General features: G+C 66.5%; 22 protein-coding genes. 17 read left to right on the forward strand and 5 right to left on the reverse strand.

Features of this window, described 5'->3' with window-relative positions:
* The first annotated feature begins 38 nt into the window (after positions 1–38).
* From urtA to ureG, 12 genes are all read left to right on the forward strand, one after another.
* A complete protein-coding gene (urtA, locus tag WS68_RS13345; protein ID WP_059571273.1) occupies positions 39–1,346 on the forward strand; it encodes an urea ABC transporter substrate-binding protein in 1,308 nt (435 codons plus the stop codon).
* Between the two features lie 147 nt (positions 1,347–1,493).
* Positions 1,494–3,140, forward strand: coding sequence for an urea ABC transporter permease subunit UrtB (gene urtB, locus WS68_RS13350; RefSeq protein ID WP_082710023.1), 1,647 nt, complete (start codon positions 1,494–1,496; stop codon positions 3,138–3,140).
* 4 nt (positions 3,141–3,144) lie between these two features.
* Positions 3,145–4,365 carry an urea ABC transporter permease subunit UrtC gene (urtC, locus tag WS68_RS13355; RefSeq protein ID WP_059571274.1) on the forward strand — a complete coding sequence of 407 codons (1,221 nt, stop codon included), beginning with the start codon at positions 3,145–3,147 and terminating at the stop codon, positions 4,363–4,365.
* Between the two features lie 8 nt (positions 4,366–4,373).
* Complete coding sequence (urtD, locus tag WS68_RS13360) at positions 4,374–5,228, forward strand: urea ABC transporter ATP-binding protein UrtD (RefSeq protein ID WP_059571374.1); 855 nt, start codon at positions 4,374–4,376, stop codon at positions 5,226–5,228.
* Between the two features lie 4 nt (positions 5,229–5,232).
* Positions 5,233–5,925, forward strand: coding sequence for an urea ABC transporter ATP-binding subunit UrtE (gene urtE, locus WS68_RS13365; RefSeq protein ID WP_059571275.1), 693 nt, complete (start codon positions 5,233–5,235; stop codon positions 5,923–5,925).
* A 158-nt stretch (positions 5,926–6,083) separates the two neighbouring features.
* Complete coding sequence (locus WS68_RS13370) at positions 6,084–6,956, forward strand: urease accessory protein UreD (RefSeq protein ID WP_059571375.1); 873 nt, start codon at positions 6,084–6,086, stop codon at positions 6,954–6,956.
* Between the two features lie 224 nt (positions 6,957–7,180).
* Entirely contained in the window at positions 7,181–7,483 is a 303-nt protein-coding gene (gene ureA, locus WS68_RS13375) for an urease subunit gamma (protein WP_059519965.1), read from the forward strand.
* 7 nt (positions 7,484–7,490) lie between these two features.
* Positions 7,491–7,796 carry an urease subunit beta gene (locus tag WS68_RS13380; protein WP_059571276.1) on the forward strand — a complete coding sequence of 102 codons (306 nt, stop codon included), beginning with the start codon at positions 7,491–7,493 and terminating at the stop codon, positions 7,794–7,796.
* Positions 7,797–7,870: 74 nt separating this feature from the next.
* On the forward strand, positions 7,871–9,577 hold the full coding sequence (gene ureC / locus WS68_RS13385; RefSeq protein WP_059571277.1) for an urease subunit alpha: 1,707 nt from the start codon (positions 7,871–7,873) through the stop codon (positions 9,575–9,577).
* Positions 9,578–9,594: 17 nt separating this feature from the next.
* On the forward strand, positions 9,595–10,272 hold the full coding sequence (gene ureE / locus WS68_RS13390) for an urease accessory protein UreE (protein ID WP_059571278.1): 678 nt from the start codon (positions 9,595–9,597) through the stop codon (positions 10,270–10,272).
* Positions 10,259–10,939, forward strand: coding sequence for an urease accessory protein UreF (locus tag WS68_RS13395; protein WP_059571376.1), 681 nt, complete (start codon positions 10,259–10,261; stop codon positions 10,937–10,939). The genes ureE and WS68_RS13395 overlap by 14 nt, the downstream gene beginning before the upstream one ends.
* A gap of 39 nt (positions 10,940–10,978) precedes the next feature.
* Positions 10,979–11,641 (forward strand): urease accessory protein UreG, encoded by a 663-nt coding sequence (gene ureG / locus WS68_RS13400; protein WP_059571279.1) that lies wholly within the window; start codon positions 10,979–10,981, stop codon positions 11,639–11,641.
* A 116-nt stretch (positions 11,642–11,757) separates the two neighbouring features.
* Here ureG and waaA read toward each other — a convergent pair whose 3' ends face one another.
* From waaA to WS68_RS13420, 4 genes are all read right to left on the reverse strand, one after another.
* Complete coding sequence (gene waaA / locus WS68_RS13405) at positions 11,758–13,152, reverse strand: lipid IV(A) 3-deoxy-D-manno-octulosonic acid transferase (RefSeq protein ID WP_059571280.1); 1,395 nt, start codon at positions 13,150–13,152, stop codon at positions 11,758–11,760.
* Between the two features lie 34 nt (positions 13,153–13,186).
* On the reverse strand, positions 13,187–14,071 hold the full coding sequence (locus tag WS68_RS13410) for a Kdo hydroxylase family protein (RefSeq protein WP_059571281.1): 885 nt from the start codon (positions 14,069–14,071) through the stop codon (positions 13,187–13,189).
* Between the two features lie 16 nt (positions 14,072–14,087).
* Positions 14,088–15,155: a lipopolysaccharide heptosyltransferase I gene (waaC, locus tag WS68_RS13415; protein WP_059571282.1), complete on the reverse strand. Its 1,068-nt coding sequence runs from the start codon at positions 15,153–15,155 to the stop codon at positions 14,088–14,090.
* Positions 15,156–15,258: 103 nt separating this feature from the next.
* The gene (locus tag WS68_RS13420) at positions 15,259–16,653 is read right to left on the reverse strand and encodes a phosphomannomutase/phosphoglucomutase (protein ID WP_059571283.1); all 1,395 of its coding nucleotides are present in this window, start codon (positions 16,651–16,653) and stop codon (positions 15,259–15,261) included.
* 223 nt (positions 16,654–16,876) lie between these two features.
* Here WS68_RS13420 and WS68_RS13425 point away from each other — a divergent pair, with 223 nt between their 5' ends.
* From WS68_RS13425 to WS68_RS13450, 5 genes are all read left to right on the forward strand, one after another.
* A complete protein-coding gene (locus tag WS68_RS13425; protein ID WP_059571284.1) occupies positions 16,877–18,133 on the forward strand; it encodes an oligosaccharide flippase family protein in 1,257 nt (418 codons plus the stop codon).
* On the forward strand, positions 18,130–18,984 hold the full coding sequence (locus tag WS68_RS13430) for a glycosyltransferase (RefSeq protein WP_059571285.1): 855 nt from the start codon (positions 18,130–18,132) through the stop codon (positions 18,982–18,984). Before WS68_RS13425 ends, WS68_RS13430 begins: the two co-directional genes overlap by 4 nt.
* A gap of 187 nt (positions 18,985–19,171) precedes the next feature.
* Positions 19,172–20,308, forward strand: coding sequence for a glycosyltransferase family 4 protein (locus tag WS68_RS13440; RefSeq protein WP_059571287.1), 1,137 nt, complete (start codon positions 19,172–19,174; stop codon positions 20,306–20,308).
* Positions 20,309–20,321: 13 nt separating this feature from the next.
* On the forward strand, positions 20,322–21,344 hold the full coding sequence (gene galE / locus WS68_RS13445; RefSeq protein WP_059571288.1) for a UDP-glucose 4-epimerase GalE: 1,023 nt from the start codon (positions 20,322–20,324) through the stop codon (positions 21,342–21,344).
* Positions 21,345–21,371: 27 nt separating this feature from the next.
* A complete protein-coding gene (locus tag WS68_RS13450) occupies positions 21,372–22,481 on the forward strand; it encodes an MraY family glycosyltransferase (RefSeq protein WP_059571289.1) in 1,110 nt (369 codons plus the stop codon).
* Between the two features lie 178 nt (positions 22,482–22,659).
* Here WS68_RS13450 and WS68_RS13455 read toward each other — a convergent pair whose 3' ends face one another.
* The gene (locus tag WS68_RS13455) at positions 22,660–24,558 is read right to left on the reverse strand and encodes a polysaccharide biosynthesis protein (RefSeq protein ID WP_059571290.1); all 1,899 of its coding nucleotides are present in this window, start codon (positions 24,556–24,558) and stop codon (positions 22,660–22,662) included.
* Positions 24,559–24,568 lie beyond the last annotated feature (10 nt).

Here is a 24,568-nt window from a genome sequence, read left to right on the forward strand (position 1 = left end):
GAGCGTGCGTCCACACTCCAACCGGCAAGGGGAACTCGATGAAACGTCGCAGTCTTTTGAAGTTCGGATCGATGGCAGGCGCGCTCGCCCTCACGGGTCAAAGCCCGTTCGCGCGCGCGGCGGACACGGGCAAAGGCCCGATCAAGGTGGGTATCCTGCATTCGCTGTCAGGCACGATGGCAATTTCCGAGACTTCGCTGAAAGACACCGCGCTGATGACGATCGCCGACATCAATAAAAACGGCGGCGTGCTCGGGCGGCCGCTCCAGCCGGTCGTCGTCGACCCCGCGTCGAACTGGCCGCTGTTCGCCGAAAAGGCGCGGCAGTTGCTCACGCAGGACAAAGTCGCGTGCGTGTTCGGCTGCTGGACGTCGGTGTCGCGCAAATCGGTACTGCCGGTGTTCGAGGAGCTGAACGGCCTGCTCTACTACCCGGTGCAGTATGAAGGCGAGGAAATGTCGCGCAACGTGTTCTATACCGGCGCCGCGCCGAATCAGCAGGCGATTCCCGCCGTCGAATACATGATGAGCGCCGAAGGCGGCAGTGCGAAACGTTTCTTCCTGCTCGGCACCGATTACGTCTACCCGCGCACGACCAACAAGATCCTGCGCGCCTTCCTGAAATCGAAGGGCGTGAAGGATGCCGATATTCAGGAAGTCTACACACCGTTCGGCCACAGCGATTATCAAACGATCGTCGCGAACATCAAGACCTTCGCGCAAGGCGGCAAGACCACCGTGATCTCGACGATCAACGGCGATTCGAACGTGCCGTTCTACAAGGAACTCGGCAATCAGGGGATCAAGGCGGCGGAGGTACCCGTCGTCGCGTTTTCGGTCGGAGAAGAGGAACTGCGCGGGATCGATACGAAACCGCTCGTCGGCCATCTCGCCGCGTGGAATTACTTCATGTCGGTCAAGGGGCCGGCGAACGCGAAGTTCAAGGATCAGTTCGCCGCGTGGGCAAAATCGCAGAACCTGCCTGGAGGCGCGAAGCGTGTGACCAACGATCCGATGGAGGCGACCTTCGTCGGCATTCACATGTGGAAGCAGGCAGTCGAGAAAGCCAAGAGCGCCGATGTCGACAAGGTGCGCGCCGCGATGATCGGGCAGTCGGTCGCCGCGCCGTCGGGCTTCACGCTGACGATGGACGGCAACCATCATCTGCACAAGCCGGTGATGATCGGCGAGATTCGCGGCGACGGTCAATTCAACGTCGTCTGGAAGACCAAGACGGCGATCCGCGCGCAGCCTTGGAGCCCGTACATCGCCGGCAATCAGGGCAAGCCCGATGTAGTCGGCTCGATTCCGGCATTTCTGCGGCGGCGCGCAGCGGCGCTCGCGTGATGCGCTTTGCGGGCGGCGCCCGGTGGCCCGGTTCGCGCGCGACGTGCGCATGACGCGCGTCGCGCGCGGCGCGCCCGTGGCTGCATGCGCGCGCTTGGTGCGCGCGGCCGCGCGTCGGATTTTCTTTTCATTCATGAGGACAGGCTGATGCTCACGCCCTTGAGCCGCGCGGCGCGCACCTTTGCCGTGCGCACCGCCGCGGCGTTCGCCGTCTGCGGCGCGCTCGTGCTTGCCGCGCCTTGCGCGGCGTTCGCGCTCGCGAATGCCGACGTCACCGCGCTCGCTGGCGACGACTTCGACGCGAAGCTCGCCGCGATCGATCATCTCGCCGCCGATGGCGGTCCCGCCGCCGTCACGCTGCTGCACGCGCTCGCCGACGGCAATGCGCTGGCAACCGACTCGGGCCGCCTGCTGATTCAGGCCGGCGACGGCAGCGCCCGCGACGTGCTCACGCAAGCGAGCACGCCCGCAGGCGACGCGCAACCCGTGATGCTCAACAATCTGCTGCGCACGAAGATCGCGAATGCGCTGTCGGGCATCGACCTGGCATCGCCCAATGCCGCCACGCGGCGCAACGCGATCGATGCACTGTTGAAGAATCCCGACGCGTCGGTCAAGCCGATGATCGACGCGGCGCGCGCGAAGGAAACCGATCCGGCGCTCAAGCGCCGCCTCGACACATTGTGGGCGATCGCCGCGCTGCACGACGCGGACCCGGCGCGGCGCCTCGAAGCGGTGCGGCTCGTCGCCGCGCGCAACGATCTCGACATGATCGAGCAATTGCGCCCGCTCGTCGCCAAGCGCGCCGACGCAGGCGATGCGGAGCCCGACGCACAGGTGCGCGCCGCCGCGCAGCAGGGCCTCGACGCGCTATATGCGATCCAGCGCCGCAGCGAGATCGCGGGCACGCTGTTCGCGGGGCTTTCGCTCGGCAGCGTGCTGCTGCTCGCGGCGCTCGGACTCGCGATCACCTACGGCCTGATCGGCGTGATCAACATGGCGCATGGCGAATTCCTGATGATCGGCGCATATGCGACCTACGTCGTGCAAACACTCGTGCAGCACTATTTGCCGGGTGCGTTCGACTGGTATCCGCTGATTGCGATTCCCGCGTCGTTCGTCGCGGCTGCCGCAGTCGGCATCGTGCTCGAGCGGCTCGTGCTGCGGCACCTGTATGGCCGCCCGCTCGAAACGCTGCTCGCGACGTTCGGCGTGAGCCTCATCTTGATCCAGGCGACGCGGACGATCTTCGGCGCGCAAAACGTACAGGTGACCAATCCGGCATGGATGAGCGGCGGCGTCGCGGTCATGCAGAACCTGATCCTGCCTTACAACCGGCTCGCAATTCTCGCGTTCTCGCTGATCGTCGTCGGCATCGCATGGGCCGTGCTGACGAAGACACGGCTCGGGCTGTTCATGCGCGCGGTCACGCAAAACCGCCAGATGGCCGCATGCGTCGGCGTGAAAACCGCGCGCGTCGATTCCCAAGCATTCGCGTTCGGCGCAGGCATCGCGGGCTTGGGCGGCTGCGCACTGTCGCAGATCGGCAATGTCGGCCCGGATCTTGGCCAAAGCTACATCATCGATTCGTTCATGGCGGTCGTGCTCGGCGGCGTCGGCCAGATCGCGGGCACCGTGCTTGGCGGCTTCGGCCTCGGGCTCGTCGGCAAGGCCATCGAGCCGTTCTGGGGCGCGGTGCTCGCGAAGATCGCGGTGCTCGCAATGATCGTGCTGTTCATCCAGAAACGCCCGCAGGGCATGTTTGCGCCGAAAGGCCGAAGCGCGGAGGCGTGACGACATGAATTCGACGACTCAATCGTTTTCCACGGCGGCGGCAAGCGCGCCGCGATCGGGTGTGCAAACCAACGCCGAACCGGCCGCCGGGCCGATCACGCCGCCGGGCGCGCCACGCTTCGCACTCGATCTGCCGCCGCGCGCCGCTCTGATGCCGCGACGCGCGTGGCTCGCGCTTGTCGCGCTGTGCGTGGCGGTCGGCATCGGCGTGCCGCTCGCCGCGCTCGTCGTGCCGGAATCGAGCGCATTTCATCTGTCATCCTACGCAATGACGCTCGGCGGCAAGCTGATGTGCTACGCGATCGCGGCGCTCGCGCTCGATCTCGTCTGGGGTTACTGCGGCATCCTGAGCCTTGGGCACGGCCTGTTCTTCGCGCTTGGCGGCTATGCGATCGGCATGTACCTGATGCGCGAAATCGGTCGCGACGGCAAATACGGCAGCGATCTGCCCGATTTCATGGTGTTTCTCGACTGGCATGCGCTGCCGTGGTACTGGCAAGGCACCGAGCACCTCGCGTATGCGCTCGCGCTCGTCGTGCTGGTGCCCGCCGCCCTCGCTTGGGTGTTCGGCTTCTTCACGTTCCGCTCACGCGTCAAGGGTGTGTATCTGTCGATCATCACGCAAGCGCTGACATTCGCTGCGATGCTGCTGTTCTATCGCAACGAAACCGGCTTCGGCGGCAACAACGGCTTCACCGACTTCAAGCGGATCGCCGGCTTCGCGATCACGTCGCCCGGCACACGCACCGCGCTGTTCCTGCTCACGTTCGCGGCGCTCGCCGCGTCGTTCATCGCCGCGCGCGCGATCGTCGTGAGCAAGCTCGGGCGCGTCGTCACCGCGATCCGCGACGGCGAGACGCGGCTGATGTTCGTCGGCTACAGCCCGCTTGCGTACAAGCTGTTCGTGTGGACCGTATCGGCCGTGCTGTGCGCGATCGCGGGCGCGCTCTACGTGCCGCAGGTCGGCATCATCAATCCGAGCGAGATGTCGCCCGGCAATTCGATCGAGATGGCAATCTGGGTGGCCGTCGGCGGGCGCGGCACGCTGATCGGTCCGATCATCGGCGCATTCGCGGTCAACGGCGCAAAGAGCCTGTTTACCGCTTACTTCGCCGAATATTGGCTGTTCTTCCTTGGCCTTATTTTCGTGCTCGTGCCGCTCGTGCTGCCGCGCGGGATCATGGGCGCGGGCGCGGCGCTCGCGCGCAAGGGGGCGAGCCGATGAGCCCGCGCATGATCCAGCCGCGCCATGTCGAGCAGACGGGCGACACCGGCCCGAGAGCCGTCAGCGGCACCGCGGCGCTGTCGCATGTCGTCGAGCCGGGCGCGATCGATACGTCGCACGGCACGATCCTTTATCTCGAAGACATCGAAGTCAGCTTCGACGGCTTTCGCGCGTTGAAGAAGCTGTCGCTTGCGATCGACGCGGGCGAGCTGCGCTGCGTGATCGGCCCGAACGGCGCAGGCAAGACGACGATGATGGACGTGATCACCGGCAAGACGCGCCCCGACTCGGGCAGCGCATTCCTCGGCCAGACACTCGACCTGACCCGGATGAACGAGCCGCAGATCGCGCGCGCGGGTATCGGCCGGAAATTCCAGAAACCGACCGTCTTCGAGCAGCATCCGGTATGGGAGAACCTCGAACTCGCGATGCAGGCCGACAAGCGCTGGTTCGCGTCGCTGCGCGCGCGGCTCGAGCGCGCGGCACAAGCGCGCATCGAGGAAACGCTCGCGCTGATCCAGCTCGAGGACAGCGCGTACCGGCTCGCGGGCGAGCTGTCGCACGGGCAGAAGCAGCGGCTCGAAATCGGCATGCTGCTGATGCAGCGCCCGGCGCTGCTGCTGCTCGACGAACCGGCGGCCGGCATGACCGACCACGAGACAATGATGCTCGCCGAGCTGTTGAACACGCTGCGCGGCAGTTGCTCGATGATGGTCGTCGAGCACGACATGGAGTTCGTCGCGGCGCTCGCCGGCGATGCCGGCCGCGTGACGGTAATGGCCGAAGGCGCGGTGCTCGCGCAAGGCACGCTCGATCAAGTCAAGCGCGACGAAGCGGTGATCGAGTCTTATCTCGGACGATGATGCGATGCTGACGATCGAATCACTGAATCAGTACTACGGCGGCAGCCATATCCTGCGCAACGTGAGCCTCACCGCCGACGACGGCAAGCTGACCGTGCTGCTCGGGCGCAACGGCGTCGGCAAAACAACGCTGTTGCGCTGTGTGATGGGCGTCGTCGCCGCGAAAAGCGGCGCCATTGCATGGGGCGGCAAACCGCTCGGCCCGCTGCCGCCGTATGCGCGCGTTGCCGCGGGCTTGGCGTATGTGCCGCAAGGCCGCGACATCTTTGCGCGGCTGACGGTCGAGGAAAATCTGCTCGTCGGCGCGGCAAGCCGCAAAGCGCCGTCCAAGGTGCCGGATCGAATCTACGATTTGTTTCCGGTCCTGAAGGATATGCGTGCGCGGCGCGGCGGCGATCTGTCCGGCGGTCAGCAGCAGCAGCTTGCGATCGGCCGCGCGCTGATGAGCGAGCCGCAACTGCTGATCCTCGACGAGCCGACCGAAGGCATCCAGCCGTCGATCATTCAGGACATCGGCCGCACACTCAGGCAGCTCGTCGACGAAACGCGGATGACGGTGTTGCTCGTCGAGCAGTACTACGATTTCGCGCGCTCGATTGCCGATCGCTACTGGGTGATGAGCCGCGGCGAAATCGTCGCGGGCGGCGCGGGCAGCGAGATGGACGCGCATCGCGTGCGAGAGATGATCGCGGTTTGAGCCGATTGTTCGAGCGGTTTTCCGGCGTGCTGCAAAGCAACCGGGCCGGGCCGCCCCCGCACGACCGGACAGTGCGGCCGAACGCGCTCGCCGGTACGCTCGCGCTGTGCGGCCGATATCCTGTAGCATGAGTGCGCCTGCCTTTTCCGCGCCTGACGATGTCCGCCCACGAACCTCATACCACGCTCGCCCGCCCCGCCGCCAAGGCGTGGCACGCCCGCCTCGAACTCGGCTTCGAACTGCATGGCGCGCGCACGGCGCTCGTCCATCGCCGGCATGCGGGCCCGCTGCGCGTTCAGCGCGCGCTCTACCCGGAAGGCGACGCGATCTGTCATGCGGTAATTGTCCATCCACCCGGCGGCATTGCAGGCGGCGATACGCTCGACATCGACGTTCGGCTCGCGCCCGGCACGCATGCGGTGCTAACCACGCCCGGTGCGACCAAGTGGTACAAGTCGAACGGCCTCGATGCGCGGCAGCGGATCGCAATCGAGGTTGGCGCGCACGCCAAGCTCGATTGGCTGCCGCAAAACAACCTGTTCTTCGACGCCGCGCACGCGTCGCTCGATTTCGCGCTGACGCTCGGCGCCGGCGCGAGTGCGCTCGGCTGGGATGTGACGCAGCTCGGCCGTCAGGCGGCGGGGGAAACTTGGGCGGCAGGCCGCATTGCATCGATGTCGACGCTCATCGGGCCATCCGGGAAGCCGCAATGGATCGAGCGCGCGCGCCTCGACGCGGCCGATGCGCTGCGCACCGCGCCACAAGGGCTCGGCGGCTTCTGCGTCTACGGCACGCTATGGGCGCTGGGCGCGGCCTGCACCGACGCGCTCGCCGAGACGATCGCCCCCACGCTGCCGTTCGACGCCGCATTGCGCGCGGGCGTCACCTGTGTGGCGCCCGGCACGATGCTGATCCGCGCGCTCGCGCATTCGATGGAGGCGCTGCAGCGCCTGTTCATCGAACAATGGCTCGTGCTGCGGCCGCTCGTGCACGGCGTCGACGCGATGCCGTTGCGGCTTTGGCAAACCTGATGCACGCCGCACGATTCTGACACACGCCTTTCGGCGAAATACCCCATGACGGTGCGCAGCGCACCGGTTTGCGGCATCGCACCGCCCGAAAATCACATGGCACACGCCTTGCTGGCTTATCTGCGCACCTGCTCGTGTGGTTGCCCAGTTGCGGTGCTACGATAACCGCGCGGTGAGCACCAAATTCACCATCCAGATATTACGTTTTCCAAAATGTTTCTTTCATGAAACTGACTCCCCGAGAGAAAGACAAGCTGCTGATTTTCACGGCAGCGCTCGTCGCCGAACGTCGCCGCGCGCGCGGTCTCAAGCTCAACTATCCCGAGACGGTTGCGTTCATCACGGCCGCGCTGATGGAAGCGGCGCGCGACGGCAAGACCGTCGCCGAGGTAATGCACTACGGCACCACGCTGCTCACGCGCGACGACGTGATGGAAGGCGTGCCGGAAATGATTCCCGATATCCAGGTCGAGGCGACCTTTCCCGACGGCACGAAGCTCGTCACCGTCCACCACCCGATTGCGTGAGCCTGCGATGATCCCCGGCGAAATCCTCACCGACGACGGCGAGCACGAACTGAATGCGGGCCGTCAAACGATCACGCTGGTCGTGGCGAACACGGGCGACCGTCCCGTGCAGGTCGGCTCGCATTATCACTTCCACGAAGCCAACGACGCGCTGTCGTTCGATCGCGAGGCCGCACGCGGCTTCCGGCTGAACATCGCCGCCGGCACCGCGGTGCGCTTCGAGCCGGGCCAAGCGCGCACGGTCGAACTCGTCGCGCTCGCGGGCGCGCGCGCGGTCTACGGCTTCCAGGGCAAGGTGATGGGGCCGCTCTGAACGCCGTGGCCGCGCCGCCTGCGGCACGCCGCCCTTTCTTTCCGGAACATTCAAGCAACACAAGGATTCGCCACATGACATTACGCTTGAGCCGCCGCGCGTATGCGGAAATGTACGGGCCGACCACGGGCGACCGCATCCGCCTCGCCGATACCGATCTGCTGATCGAAATCGAGCGCGACTACACGGTCTACGGCGACGAAGTGAAGTTCGGCGGCGGCAAGGTGATCCGCGACGGGATGGGCCAATCGCAGCTCGTGGCGGCCGACGTTGCCGACACCGTGATCACGAACGCGGTGATCGTCGATCACTGGGGCATCGTGAAAGCCGATATCGCGATCAAGCACGGCCGCATCGCCGCGATCGGCAAGGCCGGCAATCCGGACATCCAGCCCGGCGTGACGATCGCGATCGGCGCAGCCACCGAGATCATCGCGGGCGAAGGATTGATTGTGACCGCGGGCGGCATCGACACGCACATCCACTTCATCAGCCCTCAGCAAATCGACGAAGCGCTCGCCTCGGGCGTGACGACGCTGATCGGCGGCGGCACGGGCCCGGCAACGGGCACCAACGCGACCACCTGCACGCCCGGCCCGTGGCATCTCGAACGCATGCTGCAGGCGGCCGACGGCTGGCCGGTCAACCTCGGCTTTCTCGGCAAGGGCAACGTGAGCCTGCCGCAGCCGCTCATCGAGCAGATCGAAGCCGGCGCGATTGGCCTGAAGCTGCACGAAGACTGGGGCTCGACGCCCGCGGCAATCGACAACTGCCTCACGGTTGCCGACGACACCGACACGCAAGTCGCGATTCATACCGACACGCTGAACGAAGCCGGCTTCGTCGAGGCAACGCTCGCCGCGTTCAAGGGCCGCACGATCCATACATACCACACTGAAGGCGCGGGCGGCGGCCACGCGCCCGATATCCTCAAGGCGTGCGGCGAGCCGAACGTGCTGCCGTCGTCAACGAATCCGACGCGCCCGTACACGATCAACACGCTCGACGAGCACCTCGACATGCTGATGGTCTGCCATCACCTCGATCCGTCGATCGCCGAGGATCTCGCATTCGCCGAATCGCGAATCCGCCGCGAGACGATCGCGGCCGAAGATATCCTGCATGATCTCGGCGCGCTGTCGATGCTGTCGTCCGATTCGCAGGCGATGGGGCGCGTTGGCGAAGTGATCGTGCGCACCTGGCAAACCGCTCACAAGATGAAGACGCAACGCGGCGCGCTGCCCGAGGACAGCCCGCGCCACGACAACTTCCGCGCGAAGCGCTATGTCGCGAAATACACGATCAACCCGGCGCTCACGCACGGCATCGCGCACGAAGTCGGCTCGATCGAACCCGGCAAGTGGGCCGATTTGGTGCTCTGGGAGCCCGCGTTCTTCGGCGTGAAGCCCGCGATGATCATCAAGGGCGGCATGATCGCACTCGCGCAGATGGGCGACCCGAACGCGTCGATCCCGACGCCGCAGCCCGTCCACTACCGCGACATGTTCGCCACGCGCGGCGGCGCACTCGCGCGCACGTCGCTCACGTTCGTGTCGCAGCTATCGCTCGATGCGGGCATCGCCGAGCGCTACGGGCTCGCGAAACGGCTCGTGCCGGTGCGCGGCTGCCGCACGGTGAGCAAGCGCGACATGATCCACAACGCATGGCAGCCGGCGATCAGCGTCGACCCCGAAACCTACGACGTCGTCGCGGATGGCACGCTGCTGACCTGCGAGCCGGCTCACGTGCTGCCGATGGCGCAGCGCTATTTCCTGTTTTGAGTCCTGAATAACCGACCATGCGCACGATCGACAAACGCATCGCCCCGCACGTAAAACTTGCTGCGTCGCTCATCGCGCGCGCGCCAACCCTCACGCTCACTTATGATGCGCGCTGCAAGAGCCGGCTCGCCGCAACGCTCGACAACGGCGAGGAAATCGCGCTCGTGCTACCGCGCGGCACGGTGCTTGCCGACGGCGACGTGCTTGTCGCCGACGACGGCGCGCTGGTGCGCGTGACAGCGGCGGCACAAGCCGTGCTCGTCGTGCGCGCCGCCGATGCCCTGACGCTCACGCGCGCCGCCTATCACCTCGGCAACCGGCATACGCCTATCGAAGTGGGCGCCGATTATCTGAAGCTCGAATACGATCCTGTGCTCGCCGACATGCTGACGCGCCTCGGAACCACGGTCGAACGCACGCACGCGCCGTTCCAGCCGGAAGCCGGCGCTTATGGCGGCGGGCACCGGCACGGCCACGATGCGACGTTTGCCGAAGATTACGCGCTCGCGCAGCAGGTGTACGGCGAGCACCACGGGCACTCGCACTCGCACTCGCACTCGCACTCGCACGATCACGATCACGATCACGATCACGGTCACGGTCACGGTCACGGTCACGGTCACGGTCACGGTCACGGTCACGGTCACCAGCATGGTCCGTCCTGCTCGCACGCTCATGGCCATCGACACGACTGAACTTGTCGCGCTGCTGCATCTGGCCTCGCCGGCGCTGCCGATCGGCGCGTACAGCTATTCACAAGGGCTCGAGGCCGCACTCGATACGGCGCTGATCCGCGATGCCGACGGCGTGCGCGACTGGATCGCAAGCGGCCTCGCCGACGTGCTCGCGCATGGTGAACTGCCGTTGCTCGCGCATCAGCTCGAACGCTGGCTCACGCACGATGCCGATGCGCTCGCCGCCGCGAACGACGAGTTCGTCGCGAGCCGCGAATCGGCGGAACTGCGCCGCGAAACCGAGCAGATGGGTTGGTCGCTCGCCCAGCTTTGCGTGTCGCTCGAATGGGGCGACGCCGCACGTCGTGCGACGCTCGCGCGCCTCTCGCCCATCGCGCTGCCGAGCGCGTTCGCGTTCGCCGCCGCCGCGCACGGCGCGAGCCCCGACGCGACGCTCGCCGCCTACGCATTCGGTTGGATCGAGAACCAGACGGCCGCCGCGATCAAAGCGGTGCCGCTCGGCCAACTCGCCGGCCAGAAGATCATCACCGCGCTGCGCGAGCCGATTCGCGACGCCGTGCGCCGCGCGCTCGCGACGCCGCCCGCCGCGATCAACACGTTCGCGCCGCAGCTCGGCATTCTGTCCGCGCACCACGAATCGCAATACTCGCGCCTGTTCCGCTCCTAAGCCGCGGTTCGCATGAATCGCCCAAGCATCCCAATCATCATGAACACACCTGCCTTAAACGTTCCCGCCTCCACGGCGCCCCGCCGCACGAAAAAACTTCCGCCGTTGCGGGTGGGCATCGGCGGCCCGGTCGGCTCCGGCAAGACGACGCTGCTCGAAATGCTCTGCAAGGGCATGCGCGATCGCTATGATCTCGTCGCGATCACGAACGATATCTATACGAAAGAGGATCAACGCCTGCTGACCATCGCGGGCGCGCTGCCGGAAGAGCGGATCATGGGCGTCGAGACGGGGGGCTGCCCACATACGGCGATTCGCGAAGACGCATCGATCAATCTCGAAGCCGTCGAGCGCATGCTCGCGCGTTTTCCGGAGGCGGACATCGTGTTCATCGAATCCGGCGGCGACAACCTCGCCGCGACGTTCAGCCCGGAGTTATCCGATCTGACGATCTACGTGATCGATGTCGCGGGCGGCGAAAAGATTCCGCGCAAGGGCGGGCCCGGTATCACGAAGTCGGATTTGCTCGTGATCAACAAAACAGACCTCGCGCCGCTCGTCGGCGCAAATCTCGACGTGATGGCCACCGACACGAAGAAAATGCGCGGCGAGCGCCCGTATGTGATGTGCAATCTGAAGGCGCTCGACGGTGTCGCCGACGTGATCGCGTTCATCGAGAAGAAAGGCTTGCTGAGCGTCTGATGTCCGGCAGCGGCGCGCGCATTGGCGTGCGCCGCTGCCGCTGCAACGGCCGCAAGGGCTGGAGCCGGGCGGCCGGCCACCGCGCATCCGCGCGATAGCCGGCCGCGATCCGGCACTCAGGCGCCGAGCCCACCCGCCTCTTCGTCGATACCGGCCACATCGTTGCCATCGCCGCCGGCCGCGCTTGCGACGCGCGGCGGCGGCAGCAGCGCGCTCAGCACGTCGATCGTGCGCGCGGTCGCACCGCGGTGCCGCGCGGCGAATGCCGCGCCGGCCGCGCCCATCGCCATGCGGCGCGGATGATCGGCGAACAGCGCATCGGCCGTGCGCGCAAGCTCGGCCGTATCCTGCACCTGCACGCAAGCGCCCGCCGCGACCGCGTCGGCCGTCGCCTGCGTGAAATTGAACACGTGCGGCCCGATCAGCACCGGCACGCCCACCGCGCATGCTTCGATCAGATTCTGCCCGCCGAGCGGCAGCAGGCTGCCGCCGATGAACGCGAGGTCCGCGGCTGCGTAATACGCAACCAGTTCGCCCATCGAATCGCCGAGCAGCACCGCGACATCCGCCGGCAGCGTCGCGGCGGCCGGCCGGCCGGCCGCCGCGGCAGCGCCGTCGGCCGCCCATTCGGTGCGCCTCGCGCAGCGCAGCCCGCGACGCTCGACGAGCGCCGCGACTTCGGCAAAACGCTGGGGATGACGCGGCACGAGCACCAGCAGCGCGCCGGATGTCTTCATCGCGGCGAACGCATCGAGCACGAGCGCTTCCTCGCCATCGCGCGTGCTCGCCGCAATCCACACCGGCCGGTTGCCGATCGCCGCGCGCCACGCGCGCCCGCGTGCGGCAAGCTCGGGCGGCGGCGCTATATCGAACTTCAAATTACCGAGCACTGCGACGTTGCGCGCGCCGAGCGCGTTCAGCCGCTCGGCGTCGGCCGGGCTCTGCGCGAGCACGCGCGAGAAGCCGCCGAACACGTCGCGCACGGCCGCGCCGAACTTCGCCGCGCGCTTGAACGAGCGCGCCGACATCCGCGCGTTCGTCAGCACGAGCGGCACGTCGGCGCGGCGGCATTCGTCGATCAGCGTCGGCCACACCTCGGTCTCCATCACGAGGCCTAGCGACGGCTGCCATGCGTGCAGAAAACGCCGCACCGCATGCGGCAGGTCATAAGGCAGATAACAGCGCAGCACGCGCGAGCCGAATAGCTGCTCGCCCGTCGCGCGGCCGCCCGGCGTCATATGCGTGAGCAGGATGCGCACATCCGGGCGCGCGCGCAGCAGCGCATCGATCAGCGGTTGCGCGGCGCGCGTCTCGCCGACCGATACCGCGTGCACCCACACGATCGGCGTGCGTTCGTCGATGCCGCGCGCGCCCACGCGCCCCGGCCCATAGCCGAAGCGCTCACCGATATGTTCGCGATAGCCGCGCTCGCGCCGCGAGCGCCACAGCAGGCGCAACACCGCGACCGGCGCGATCAGCCACCACAGCGCACGATAGATCGCTCTCAACATCGCCCGGGCGCTCCCGCCAAAACGTCGCGCGCGCTCAAACGAGCGTCCTGCCCGTCAGGCGTTCGAGAATGCCGAGCGGCGCGCGTTCGGGACGCACCATCGAGCCCACCGGCAGAAAGAACGTCTGCTCGAGCATGAACTGGCCGGACATCACCGCGTGCGACGTTTGATCGGAAAAGCACACCCATACGCTGCCGGGCGGGAACGGCATGGTTTGCTGCGGGCTCGTCCTCTGATAGTCGAGATCGGCCTTCATGCAGTCGTGCAGGTTCAGCATCAGATGGTCATACGCGCTGCGCTTGGTCTTCGTCACGCGCAGCAGCGCGAGCAGGAACGCCGAGCCCGGCAGTTGCGGCCTGATGCGCGGCAAGAAGCGCTTTGCGACGTCCTCGAACGGCTCGCCGACGCGCCACACGCGCGGCACGCCTGCCGGATTCACGTTGGTGAACACGCGCAGGATGCGCTCGCCGTAATTGGGCCGCGACGGAAACGCGTCGACATGCAAGCGGCTGTCGTCCTTGCGCCACGACGTCTGCCGCGTCTCGACCTGCATCAGGCGCAGGCTCGTCGGCGCGACGCGCAGCTTGCCTCGGTATTCGGGCAACAGCCCGTCGACGAGCGTGCATGCATGCTGCGCGAACCGCGCGACGAGCGCACGCACCGCCGATTGCGTGACCGCATCGCCGATCACGCCGGCAAGCGCGCCGCCCATCGGCGCGAGGCTGATGTTCTTGCGCTTCGGATCGGCAAGCGCCGGATCGAGCAGCGCTTCCTCGCCGCCGTCGATCGGAAAGCGCAAATGCGGGAAGAACAGCACCTTGCCGTCCTCGAGCGCGGCAAGCAATTGCTCTCGCGGCACGGACAAGCGCTGACCGCTCCAGTCGGCGGAGTCGATATGGATGATCTGGGATTCGCTCATGAGATCGTGTCAAGAATTACAGCAAGCCGAACGACGCGAGCGCGTCCTTCACCTGCGAAAGGGACGGCGGCGCGCCCGCCGTGCCGAGGTTGACGACGTTGGGCGACCAGTAGCCGCCCGTGCGCCAAGCCGTCGCGAAATTGTACAGTTCGACGGTCGGGCGCTTGAGCGCCGCCGCGATGTGGACGAGGCCCGTATCGACGCCGACCGTCGCGGCCGCGCCGTCGATCAGGCCGACCACGGCGGGCAGCGACAGCTTCGGCGGCACGACGGCCGCCGCGCCGAACGTCTTGGCGAGCCGCTCGCTCGTCGCGCGCTCGGCGTCGCTGCCCCACGGCAGCACGAGCGACATGCCGCGCCGCACGAGCGCCTCGCCCAGCGCCAGCCATGCGTCGTCGGGCCATTGCTTGTCGGTGCGCGACGTCGCGTGCACGAACACCACATACGGCACGGGCAGGTTCAGATCGAGCGTGGCGAGCGCGCGCGACGCGGCCGCCGTGTTCAGTCCGAAATCGACCGGATCGCCGGGCGCGGGCGCCGGATCGCCCAGCGCCGCCGCGACGAGCTGCCGCGAGCGTTCGACGACGTGCGTGCGCGGCGCGATCGGCACACGCCGGCGATAGAAGAACCGCACCGGCCACTCGTAGCCGGCGCCGTCGGTGCGGTTGCCAAGGCCGACGAGCGAACCACGCGCCCAGCTCGCGACCCACGCGGTCTTGATGAGCCCCTGGCAGTCGATCACGAGGTCGTAGCGCTCCTCGGCAAGCCGGCGCCTGAATGCGCCGATCTCACGCCATGTCGCGACGCAGCCGAGCCGCTTGCGCCAGCGCCGCAGCGAGAATGGCAGCACGTTGCGCACGCCGTCGACGAGCCCGACGAGATCGGCGAATCCTTCCTCGACGAGCCAATCGATCCGCGCATCGGGATGATGCCGGCGGATGTCGGCGATCACCGGCATGTTATGCACGACGTCGCCCAACGACGACACGCGCACGATCAGAATTTTTTGCACGCTGAAAACAAAGCCGGCGAAGGCCGGCTCGAGGCCGAAAGGACGGATTTTATCGCGCCCGGCGGCCGACATAGACAAAAAGCGGCGAACGCCCGCTGGCGTCGCCGCTTTTGTCGGCAAAGCTTGCGAAAACGCAAGCGCGGCGCGCAACCGCGGTTGCGCGCCGCGCTGTCGCTCAGAACGGCAGGTCCGCGTCCGGCTTGGCCGCCTTCAGCGCACGGCGGAAATCGCCCTGAATGCGCGCGAGCCCTTCGGCGGTGGTCGCCTCGAAGCGCAGCACGATAACGGGCGTCGTGTTCGACGAGCGCGCAAGGCCGAAGCCGTCCGGATACTCGACGCGCAGCCCGTCAATCGTCACGATTTCGTCCGCGCCGTCGAACTTCGCGTTCGCGCGCAGCGCGTCGATCAGCTTCACGTTCTCGCCTTCTTCGAGCTTCAGGTTCAGCTCGGGCGTCGACACCGCGTTCGGCAGGCCGTTGAGCAGCGCGCTCGGGTCCGCGACGCGCGCGAGAATCTCGAGCAGCCGCGCGCCGGTGTAGAGGCCGTCGTCGAAGCCGTACCAGCGGTCCTTGAAGAACACGTGGCCGCTCATCTCGCCTGCCAGCGGCGCACCGGTCTCGCGCAGCTTGGCCTTCACGAGCGAGTGGCCCGTCTTCCACATCAGCGGCTCGCCGCCCTTCTCGCGCACCCAGTGCGCGAGATTGCGCGTGCATTTGACGTCGTAGATGATTTGCGCGCCCGGATTGCGCGACAGCACTTCCTGCGCGAACAGCATCAGCTGACGGTCCGGATAGATGATCTGACCGTCCTTGGTGACGACGCCCAGGCGATCGCCGTCGCCGTCGAACGCGAAGCCGATCTGCGCATCGGTTTGCTTGAGCTTGCCGATCACGTCCTCGAGGTTCTCCGGGTGCGCCGGGTCCGGATGGTGGTTCGGGAAATTGCCGTCGATATCCGTATAAAGCTCGACCAGCTCGCAGCCGAGCGCCTTGAACAGGCGTGTCGCGAGCGGGCCGGCCACGCCGTTGCCCGCGTCGACCACGAGCTTCAGCGGCCGCGCGAGCTTGATGTCGCTCGTGATCCGCTCGACATACTGATCGGCGACGTCGTATTGCTCGTAAGCGCCGCTGCCGCTTTCGAAGCGCGCGTCGACGATCCGCTTGTAGAGCGCCTGGATCTGCTCGCCGTAGATCGCCGCGCCGCGCAACACCATCTTGAAGCCGTTATAGTCGGGCGGATTGTGGCTGCCGGTGACGACGATGCACGAATCGACCCGGCGCTCGCCCGCCGCGAGCGCGAGCGGCACGCTTGCCGCAAAGTAGCCGACAGGCGTCGGCACCATACCAACGTCGACCACGTCGACGCCCGCGGCGCGCAGCCCGTCGGCAAGCGCGGCCGACAGTTGCGGCCCGGACAGGCGGCCGTCGCGCGCGATCACCACGGCGTCGCCGCCGGCTGCGCGCACTTCGCTGCCGAACGCACGGCCGATCGCGCGAGCGACGTCGGCATCGAGCGTCTTACCGATCACGCCCCGAATATCGTATGCCTTGAAAATGGATTGGGAAATCATCGATTCACTCTCAGTCTTGCATTGGAAAAATTTGCCGCCCCGGACGGAACATCTGGCGCCGGCTGCCGTGAACCCCGGACAATTTATAATCGCAGGTTTCCGATACGCCGATCACACTAACGGATCATCTCATTCTAATGCCTAGTTGCTTCATTGCAGCAAAACCGTTCATTAATACAGCGCGTTCGGTGATCTTGGATACAGTTTCCTTTTCAATTCTTTTATGGTGAAGCGGATCGCCAATCCCGACGTCGGGCGAGCTGTCGCCAACCTGGTTTGGCTCGGCATCGAGCGCGTCACGCAAATCGGCGTCGCGATCGTCGTGAGCGGGCTGCTCGCGCGCTATTTCGGCCCGGACGCATTCGGCAAATGGCAGTACGCGAACACGCTGCTGCTCGTGCTCGCCCCGCTCACGTGGGTATGCGGCGCCGAAATCCTGGTGCCCACGATCGTCCAGCGCGGCGGCGCGGAGTTGGGCGCCGTGCTCGGCAGCGCGTTCGCGCTGCGCTTCGCGGTGTCGGTCGCGGCGCTCGCGCTCACGTGGGTGGCGATCGCCGCGGGCGCGCTCGATCCGCTCGTCGGCGCGATGCTCGCCGGGCTCGCGCTCACGCTCGCGCTGCGCGAGCCGTTCGTCGGCGTCGTCAACGCGTGGCTTCAGAGCATGACCTACAGCAAGCCGCAGCTCGTCGCGAGCATCGCGGCCGCGCTCCTGAAAATGGCGCTCGTCTGGCTGCTGGTGCGCGCGAGCGTCGCGCCCGCGCGCTTCGGCTGGCTGTGGGCGCTCGAAGCCGCGCTGATCGCGGGCGCGCTGATCGCGTACTACCGCGCCAAGCATGGCGGCGCGCTCGGCTGGCGCATCGAGCGGCCGCTCATGCGCGAGTTCGCGACGACGGGCACCGTGTTCTGGCTCGGCCTCGTCTGCATGTACCTGTTCCTGAAGCTCGACCGGCTCATGCTCGAGCGCTACGTGACGTTCGCCGAACTCGGCCGCTATGCGGCCGCGCAGCAGTTGAACGAGAACTGGATCACGCTCGCGCTGATGCTCGCGCAGACGATCGCGCCCGCGTTCGTCTATCGCGTGCACGACGCCGCGCAGCTCGCCCGCAACATCTGGCGGCTCATCGGCATGACCGCCGCGCTGATGATCTCGGGCGCGCTCGTGCTCGACCTGCTCGCGGGTTTCATCATCCGCAAGGTGTTCGGGCCCGGCTTTGACAGCGCGGTCGAAATCTTCCGCTGGGCGGTGTGGCTGTCGGTGCCGGCGGGCATCGAGGCGATCGGCAATCTCGTCGTGCTCAAATATCAGGCGAAATTCGTGTTGCTCGCGAAATGGGTGATCGCCCTTGCGCTCGCGGCGCTCGTCAATCTGATCGCGATTCCGTCCGCCGGGCTGCACGGCGCGCTCGCCGGCCTCGCGGCCGGCTATCTCGCCGCGGCGGCCGTCAATTTCTACTATATCCGCCTGAAGCTGCGCCCATGACGCCCGCACCCGAGTTGCCCGATACGCCCGATACGCATGGCGCCGCCCGCTCGCTCGACGACGTCGCGGTGCTAATTCCTGCGTACAACGCGCAGGACGATCTCATACGCACGCTCGCGTCGTTTCGCGAGGACGCGAGCGTGCGCGTGCTCGTCGTCGACGACGGCAGCACGCCGCCGATCGTCGCGCCGCATCTGCCGGGCCTGTCGATCGACGTGCTGCGGATGCCGCAAAACGGCGGCATCGAGCGCGCGCTCGCAGCCGGCATCGACGCGCTCGCCGCGCGCGGTTTCCGTTATGCGGCACGCATCGACGCAGGCGATCTCGCCGTGCCGCACCGGCTCGCGAAGCAGCGCGCGTATCTCGCCGCGCATCCGCGCGTGGCCTGCGTCGGCATGTGGACGCAGGTGGTCTCACGCGACGGCCGCGCGCTTTTCATGCTGACCCCGCCCGCCGAGCCCGCCGCGCTGCGTCGCACGCGCTTTTTGCGCTCGCCGCTCGTGCACCCTTCGGTGATGCTCGATATCGACGCGGTGCGTGCGGTAGGCAACTATCGCGTTAAATATCGCGCCGCGGAGGATCTCGATATTTTCTTGCGGCTGATGGGACGCTACGATTGCGCGAATTTACCCGAACTCGGTTTGTATTACGAATTGAACGAGAGCGGCATCAGCGCGACCAAGCGACGCCGGCAGATTGTGTCGACGCTCGCCCTCGTCGTGCGCCACTTCGACGCGCTCAACCCGTGCGACTGGCTCGGCCTCGCGAAGAACCTGCTGCATTTCGTGACGCCGTATACGCTGTTGCAGCGTATCAAGCGCAGGTTGTTCACGCGGCGTGCGCCAGCGTGACACGCCGCCACGTATTTTTGCCCGACATGACACTCGCCTCGCCTTTGCCCAACACAAACAGCCTTCGGCCGCTGCCCTGCGGCAGCTCAACGCGCCCGCCCTCAGGCAGCCCGGGCCGCGCGCCTCGCCCGCTGCCCGCGCGCGCGGTATCGGCGCGCGTGCGCCGTTCCGACGCCACGCCACGCTCATGAACGCCCCCGCCGCATTGCGCATCGTCCTCGTCTGCAATACCGCATGGGCGATCTACACCTACCGGCACGGCCTGATCCGGATGCTCATCGCGCGCGGCGTGCAAGTCACGGTGCTCGCGCCGCGCGATCGCACCGTCGAGCTGCTGGTGCAGATGGGCTGCCGCTACGTCGAGCTGCCCATTGCATCGAAAGGCACGAGCCCGCGCGAGGATCTGCGCACGCTCGGCGCGCTGTACCGCGCATATCGCGACATCCGTCCCGATCTCGTGTTCCATTACACGATCAAGCCCAACATCTACGGCTCGATCGCGGCGCGGCTCGCACGCGTGCCGTCGGTCGCGGTGACGACGGGCCTCGGTTACGTGTTCATTCAGCCCAGCCGCGCCGCGCAAATCGCCAAGCGCCTTTACCGCTTCGCGTTCCGTTTCCCGCGCGAGGTCTGGTTCCTGAACCGCGACGATCTCGACACGTTCGAGCGCGAGCGCCTGCTCGCGCATCCCGAGCGCGCGCGGCTGCTGCACGGCGAAGGCGTCGATCTCGATCAGTTCGCGCTCACGCCGCTGCCCGCGCGCGACACATTCACGTTCGTACTGATCGGACGCCTGCTGTGGGACAAGGGCGTGCGCGAATACGTCGATGCGGCGCGCGCGCTGCGCACGCGCTATGCGCATGCGCGCTTCGCGCTGCTCGGCCCCGTCGGCGTGGACAATCCGAGCGCGATCTCGCAGGCCGACGTCGATGCATGGACACGCGACGGCATGATCGACTATCTCGGCGAGACGCACGACGTGCGCCCGTACATCGCGCGCGCCGACTGCGTGGTGCTGCCGTCATACCGCGAAGGCGTGCCGCGCACGCTGATGGAAGCGTCGGCGATGGGTCGGCCGATCGTCGCAACCGACGTGCCGGGCTGCCGCGATGTCGTCGACGACGGCGTCACGGGCTTGTTGTGCGCGGCGCGCGACAGCGCGAGCCTTGCCGCCGCGCTCGCGCGCATGCTCGATATGAGCGCGGCCGAGCGCCGCGCGATGGGCGAGCGCGGCCGGCAAAAGGTCGCTCATGAGTTCGACGAGGCGAAAGTCGTCGAGCGTTATCATCGAACCATTTCCGCCCTGACGGGCGTCACACTTTGACGGAGCAACCAGCATGAGCACGAAGGGCACGATCCTCGTCACGGGCGGTGCGGGCTACATCGGATCCCATACCGCCGTCGAACTGCTCGATTACGGCTACGACGTCGTGATCGCCGACAACCTCGTCAACAGCAAGCGCGAAGCGATCGCAAGGATCGCGCAGATCACCGGCAAGACCCCCGCGTTCCATGAAATCGACGTGCGCGACGAAACGGCGCTCGAGCGCGTGTTCGATGCGCACCCGATCACGGCGGCGATTCATTTTGCCGCGCTGAAGGCGGTCGGCGAATCGGTCGCGAAGCCCGTCGAGTACTACCGGAACAACCTCGACAGCCTGCTCGCGCTGCTGCGCGTGATGCGCGAGCGCAATGCAAAGCGCATCGTGTTCAGCTCGTCGGCCACCGTCTACGGCGTGCCCGAGCGCTCGCCGATCGACGAATCGTTCCCGCTGTCGGCGACCAACCCATACGGCCAGACCAAGCTGATGGCCGAGCAGATCCTGCGCGACGTCGAAATCGCCGATCCGCAATGGCGCGTCGCGACGCTGCGCTATTTCAATCCGGTCGGCGCGCATGCGAGCGGCCTCATCGGCGAGGACCCGGCCGGCATTCCGAACAATCTGATGCCTTATGTCGCGCAGGTCGCGGTCGGCAAGCTCGAGAAGCTGCGCGTGTTCGGCAGCGACTACCCGACGCCCGACGGCACCGGCGTGCGCGACTATATCCACGTCGTCGATCTCGCACGCGGCCACATCGCCGCGCTCGACGCGCTCGACAAGCGCGATGCGAGTCTGACCGTCAATCTCGGCACGGGCCGCGGCTACAGCGTGCTCGAAGTGGTGCGCGCGTTCGAGGCGGCCTCGGGCAAACCGGTGCCGTATGAACTCGTTGCGCGCCGCCCGGGCGACGTAGCCGAGTGCTACGCGAACCCGGCCGCCGCCAAGCAGATCATCGGCTGGCAAGCCGAGTACGATCTCGCGCGCATGTGCGCCGACCACTGGCGATGGCAGGAAAATAACCCCAAGGGTTTTGTATAATCCGCTGTCCAATTCGCGGGCACGCTCATGCTCAGTTTCGCCGCCGGTTTCATCGTCTCGCTTCTCGTCACGCTGCTCATCGTCCGCTATGCGCATCTGCACGAGAAATTCTCGATCGACAACGATCTCGCCGGCGTGCAGAAATTCCACGCGCGACCGGTGCCGCGCGTCGGCGGCATCGGCATTCTGCTCGGGTTGACGGTTGGCACCGCGCTGTTGTCGCGCAAGTATCCGGCAATCGCCAGCAGCATCCTCGGGCTCGCCGCGTGCGGATTGCCCGCTTTCGCTTCGGGACTGATCGAGGACCTGACGAAAAAGGTCACGCCCGCCGCGCGCCTCGTGTGCACGATGGCGGCCGCGGCGCTCGCGTTCGTGCTGATGGACGTCGCGATCACGCGCATCAGCGTGCCGCCGCTGGATTTCCTGCTAGGCTACGCCGCAATCTCGGCCGCGATCACGGTGCTCGCGGTCGCCGCGCTCGCCAACGCGGTCAACATCATCGACGGCTTCAACGGCCTCGCGTCGATGGTCACGTTCATGATGTTCGCATCGCTCGCATACGTCGCGTTCCAGGTCGGCGATCCGGTCGTGATGTCCGCGTCGTTCGTGATGATGGGCGCGATCATGGGCTTTTTCATCTGGAATTTCCCGGCCGGCCTGATCTTCCTCGGCGACGGCGGCGCATACTTCATCGGCTTCATGCTCGCCGAGCTTTCGATCTCGCTCGTGATGCGGCACCGTGAAGTGTCCGCGTGGTATCCGGTGCTGCTCTTCATGTATCCGATCTTCGAGACCTGCTTCTCGATCTACCGGAAGAAATTCGTGCGCGGCATGTCGCCCGGCATCCCGGACGGCGTGCATCTGCACATGCTGATCTACAAGCGGCTGATGCGCTGGGCGGTCGGCACGCGCGCCGCGCACGAACTCACGCGCCGGAACTCGCTGACGTCGCCGTACCTGTGGCTGCTGTGCCTGATCGCGGTCATTCCCGCGACGCTCTTCTGGCAGCACACGATCCATCTGTTCGCATTCGTGATCGTGTTCGCCGTGACCTACGTATGGCTGTACATGAGCATCGTGCGCTTCAAGTCGCCGCGCTGGATGGTCGTGCGCAAGCAGCATCTGCCGAAGCAGTGACAAAAAAAGCACGGGCAGGAAATCCTGCCCGTGCTTTTTTATGTCGATGATTCACTCGCCCGCGAATAACCGGGCCAACCAACTCAGCGATTGCTTTGCCGCAACACCGGCCGCGCCCCGTGGCCCGTTGCCGCCTGCGCCGATCCTGCCCGTCGCAGCTTGAACGGCAACGGCCCGCTCACGCGTCCCGGCCACGGCTGCCGGCGCGGCCCGAGGCGGGCGGCACGCTCTGCAGCGTCGGGCCCACCGCCGGCTGATATTCCGGCACCCAGCGCCGCAGGTCGCGCCGCACCTCGTCATCGCTCAGCACCCGGTGCTGCATCAGCCACGGCAGCAATTCGTCAAGCAGATGGTCTGGCACTTCACGCGCCTTCGCGGTGCGCAGCTTCGGATGCGGCGTGCGGGTAGTCGTTTCGTCGTCGGCGAGCAGCTCCTCGTAGAGCTTCTCGCCCGGACGCAGGCCGCTGAACTCGATGCGGATCTGGTCCTCGGTGAAGCCATACAGGCGAATCAGATCGCGCGCAAGATCGACGATCTTCACCGGCTCGCCCATGTCGAGGATGAAGATCTCGCCGCCCTGCCCCATGCTCGACGCCTGCAGCACCAATTGCGACGCTTCCGGAATCGTCATGAAAAAGCGCGTGATCTCCGGATGCGTGACCGTCACCGGGCCGCCCTTCGCGATCTGCTGCTGGAATTTCGGGATCACGCTGCCCGCACTGCCGAGCACGTTGCCAAAGCGCACCGTCTCGAATTGCGTGCGCGTGCTCGTCTGCTGCAATGCCTGACACGCCATCTCGGCCAGGCGCTTGCTCGCGCCCATCACGTTCGTCGGATTGACGGCCTTGTCGGTCGAAATCAGCACGAAATGCCTGACGTCCTGACGAATCGCCGCGCGCGCGACCCGATAGGTGCCGAGCACGTTGTTGCGCAGCGCCTGCCACGCGTTGAGTTCCTCCATCAGCGGCACGTGCTTGTACGCGGCCGCGTGGAACACGATATGCGGCGCATAACGCGACATTACCTGATCGAGCAGCAGCGAATCCTTCGCATCGCCGATGATCGGCACGACGGGCTGATCGGGAAAGCGCTCACGCAGCTCTTCCGTGAGCCGGTACATCGCGTATTCGGACAGATCGAACGCGATCAGTTGCGCAGGCTGGAACTTCAGGATCTGGCGGCAAAGTTCCGAGCCGATCGAGCCGCCGGCGCCCGTGACCATCACGACGCGGCCGCGCAGCAACGCTTCGACGTGCGGCGTGTCGATCGTCACGGCATCGCGGCCGAGCAGGTCTTCGAGGTCGATCTGGCGAATTTGAGACAGAATGCCCTGGCCCGGCATCAGCGCCTTCAGCGACGGCAGCACCAGCGCCTTCACGCCTGCGCGCACGCACAGTGTCGCGACGCGGCGCTGCACTTCGACCGACGCGGACGGCATCGCGATGATCGCGTATTCGACCTTGGTCGTCTCGGTCCAGTGCGCGAGATCGCCGATCGGGCCGAGCACCTTGTAGCCGTAGACTTCACGGCCCTGCTTTGTCGCATCGTCGTCGAGCAGGCCGACAAGACGCCACTCGCCGGAGCGCGACAGCTCGCGCGCCAGGTTCGCGCCGGCCGTGCCGGCGCCGAGCACGAGCACCGGCTTGCCTTGTCCGACGAGGCCGCCGTACAGGTAGAACTCCTTGGTGGCACGGTAGAGCGCGCGCGCGCCGCCCATGATCAGAAACAGCAGCAACGGCGAAAGCAGCAGAACCGAACGCGGAATGATCGGCGTGGGCTGGAACATCACGGCGCCGATCATCACGATGATGCCGCCGCCCGCGAGCGCCTTCGAAATCCGCATCAGATCGGGCAGACTGGCGAACACCCACAGGCCCCGATACAGCCCGAACACGTGGAACATCAACGCGTAGACGGGCAGCACCCACGACAGCGCGGTCAGCGCGCCGTGCAGAAACTCCGGCGGGACGCTACCGTTGAATCGGACCAGATAGGCAAACAACCAAGTGGCGACGACGGCCACCAAGTCGAACAGAAAAGCACTGAGCGAAAGCCATGATGCTTTGCGTCGCAACATCGGCAGGAAA

The organism is Burkholderia sp. TSV86 (assembly GCF_001522865.1).
Lineage (GTDB): Bacteria > Pseudomonadota > Gammaproteobacteria > Burkholderiales > Burkholderiaceae > Burkholderia.

Excerpts from the sequence above, each read along its gene's own strand:
- urtA (WP_059571273.1), top strand. The coding sequence starts at position 39 with ATGAAACGTCGCAGTCTTTTGAAGTTCGGATCGATGGCAGGCGCGCTC.
- urtB (WP_082710023.1), top strand. The coding sequence starts at position 1,494 with ATGCTCACGCCCTTGAGCCGCGCGGCGCGCACCTTTGCCGTGCGCACC.
- urtC (WP_059571274.1), top strand. The coding sequence starts at position 3,145 with ATGAATTCGACGACTCAATCGTTTTCCACGGCGGCGGCAAGCGCGCCG.
- urtD (WP_059571374.1), top strand. The coding sequence starts at position 4,374 with ATGATCCAGCCGCGCCATGTCGAGCAGACGGGCGACACCGGCCCGAGA.
- urtE (WP_059571275.1), top strand. The coding sequence starts at position 5,233 with ATGCTGACGATCGAATCACTGAATCAGTACTACGGCGGCAGCCATATC.
- WS68_RS13370 (WP_059571375.1), top strand. The coding sequence starts at position 6,084 with ATGTCCGCCCACGAACCTCATACCACGCTCGCCCGCCCCGCCGCCAAG.
- ureA (WP_059519965.1), top strand. The coding sequence starts at position 7,181 with ATGAAACTGACTCCCCGAGAGAAAGACAAGCTGCTGATTTTCACGGCA.
- WS68_RS13380 (WP_059571276.1), top strand. The coding sequence starts at position 7,491 with ATGATCCCCGGCGAAATCCTCACCGACGACGGCGAGCACGAACTGAAT.
- ureC (WP_059571277.1), top strand. The coding sequence starts at position 7,871 with ATGACATTACGCTTGAGCCGCCGCGCGTATGCGGAAATGTACGGGCCG.
- ureE (WP_059571278.1), top strand. The coding sequence starts at position 9,595 with ATGCGCACGATCGACAAACGCATCGCCCCGCACGTAAAACTTGCTGCG.
- ureG (WP_059571279.1), top strand. The coding sequence starts at position 10,979 with ATGAACACACCTGCCTTAAACGTTCCCGCCTCCACGGCGCCCCGCCGC.
- waaA (WP_059571280.1), bottom strand. The coding sequence starts at position 13,152 with ATGTTGAGAGCGATCTATCGTGCGCTGTGGTGGCTGATCGCGCCGGTC.
- WS68_RS13410 (WP_059571281.1), bottom strand. The coding sequence starts at position 14,071 with ATGAGCGAATCCCAGATCATCCATATCGACTCCGCCGACTGGAGCGGT.
- waaC (WP_059571282.1), bottom strand. The coding sequence starts at position 15,155 with ATGTCGGCCGCCGGGCGCGATAAAATCCGTCCTTTCGGCCTCGAGCCG.
- WS68_RS13420 (WP_059571283.1), bottom strand. The coding sequence starts at position 16,653 with ATGATTTCCCAATCCATTTTCAAGGCATACGATATTCGGGGCGTGATC.
- WS68_RS13425 (WP_059571284.1), top strand. The coding sequence starts at position 16,877 with ATGGTGAAGCGGATCGCCAATCCCGACGTCGGGCGAGCTGTCGCCAAC.
- WS68_RS13430 (WP_059571285.1), top strand. The coding sequence starts at position 18,130 with ATGACGCCCGCACCCGAGTTGCCCGATACGCCCGATACGCATGGCGCC.
- WS68_RS13440 (WP_059571287.1), top strand. The coding sequence starts at position 19,172 with ATGAACGCCCCCGCCGCATTGCGCATCGTCCTCGTCTGCAATACCGCA.
- galE (WP_059571288.1), top strand. The coding sequence starts at position 20,322 with ATGAGCACGAAGGGCACGATCCTCGTCACGGGCGGTGCGGGCTACATC.
- WS68_RS13450 (WP_059571289.1), top strand. The coding sequence starts at position 21,372 with ATGCTCAGTTTCGCCGCCGGTTTCATCGTCTCGCTTCTCGTCACGCTG.
- WS68_RS13455 (WP_059571290.1), bottom strand. The coding sequence starts at position 24,558 with ATGTTGCGACGCAAAGCATCATGGCTTTCGCTCAGTGCTTTTCTGTTC.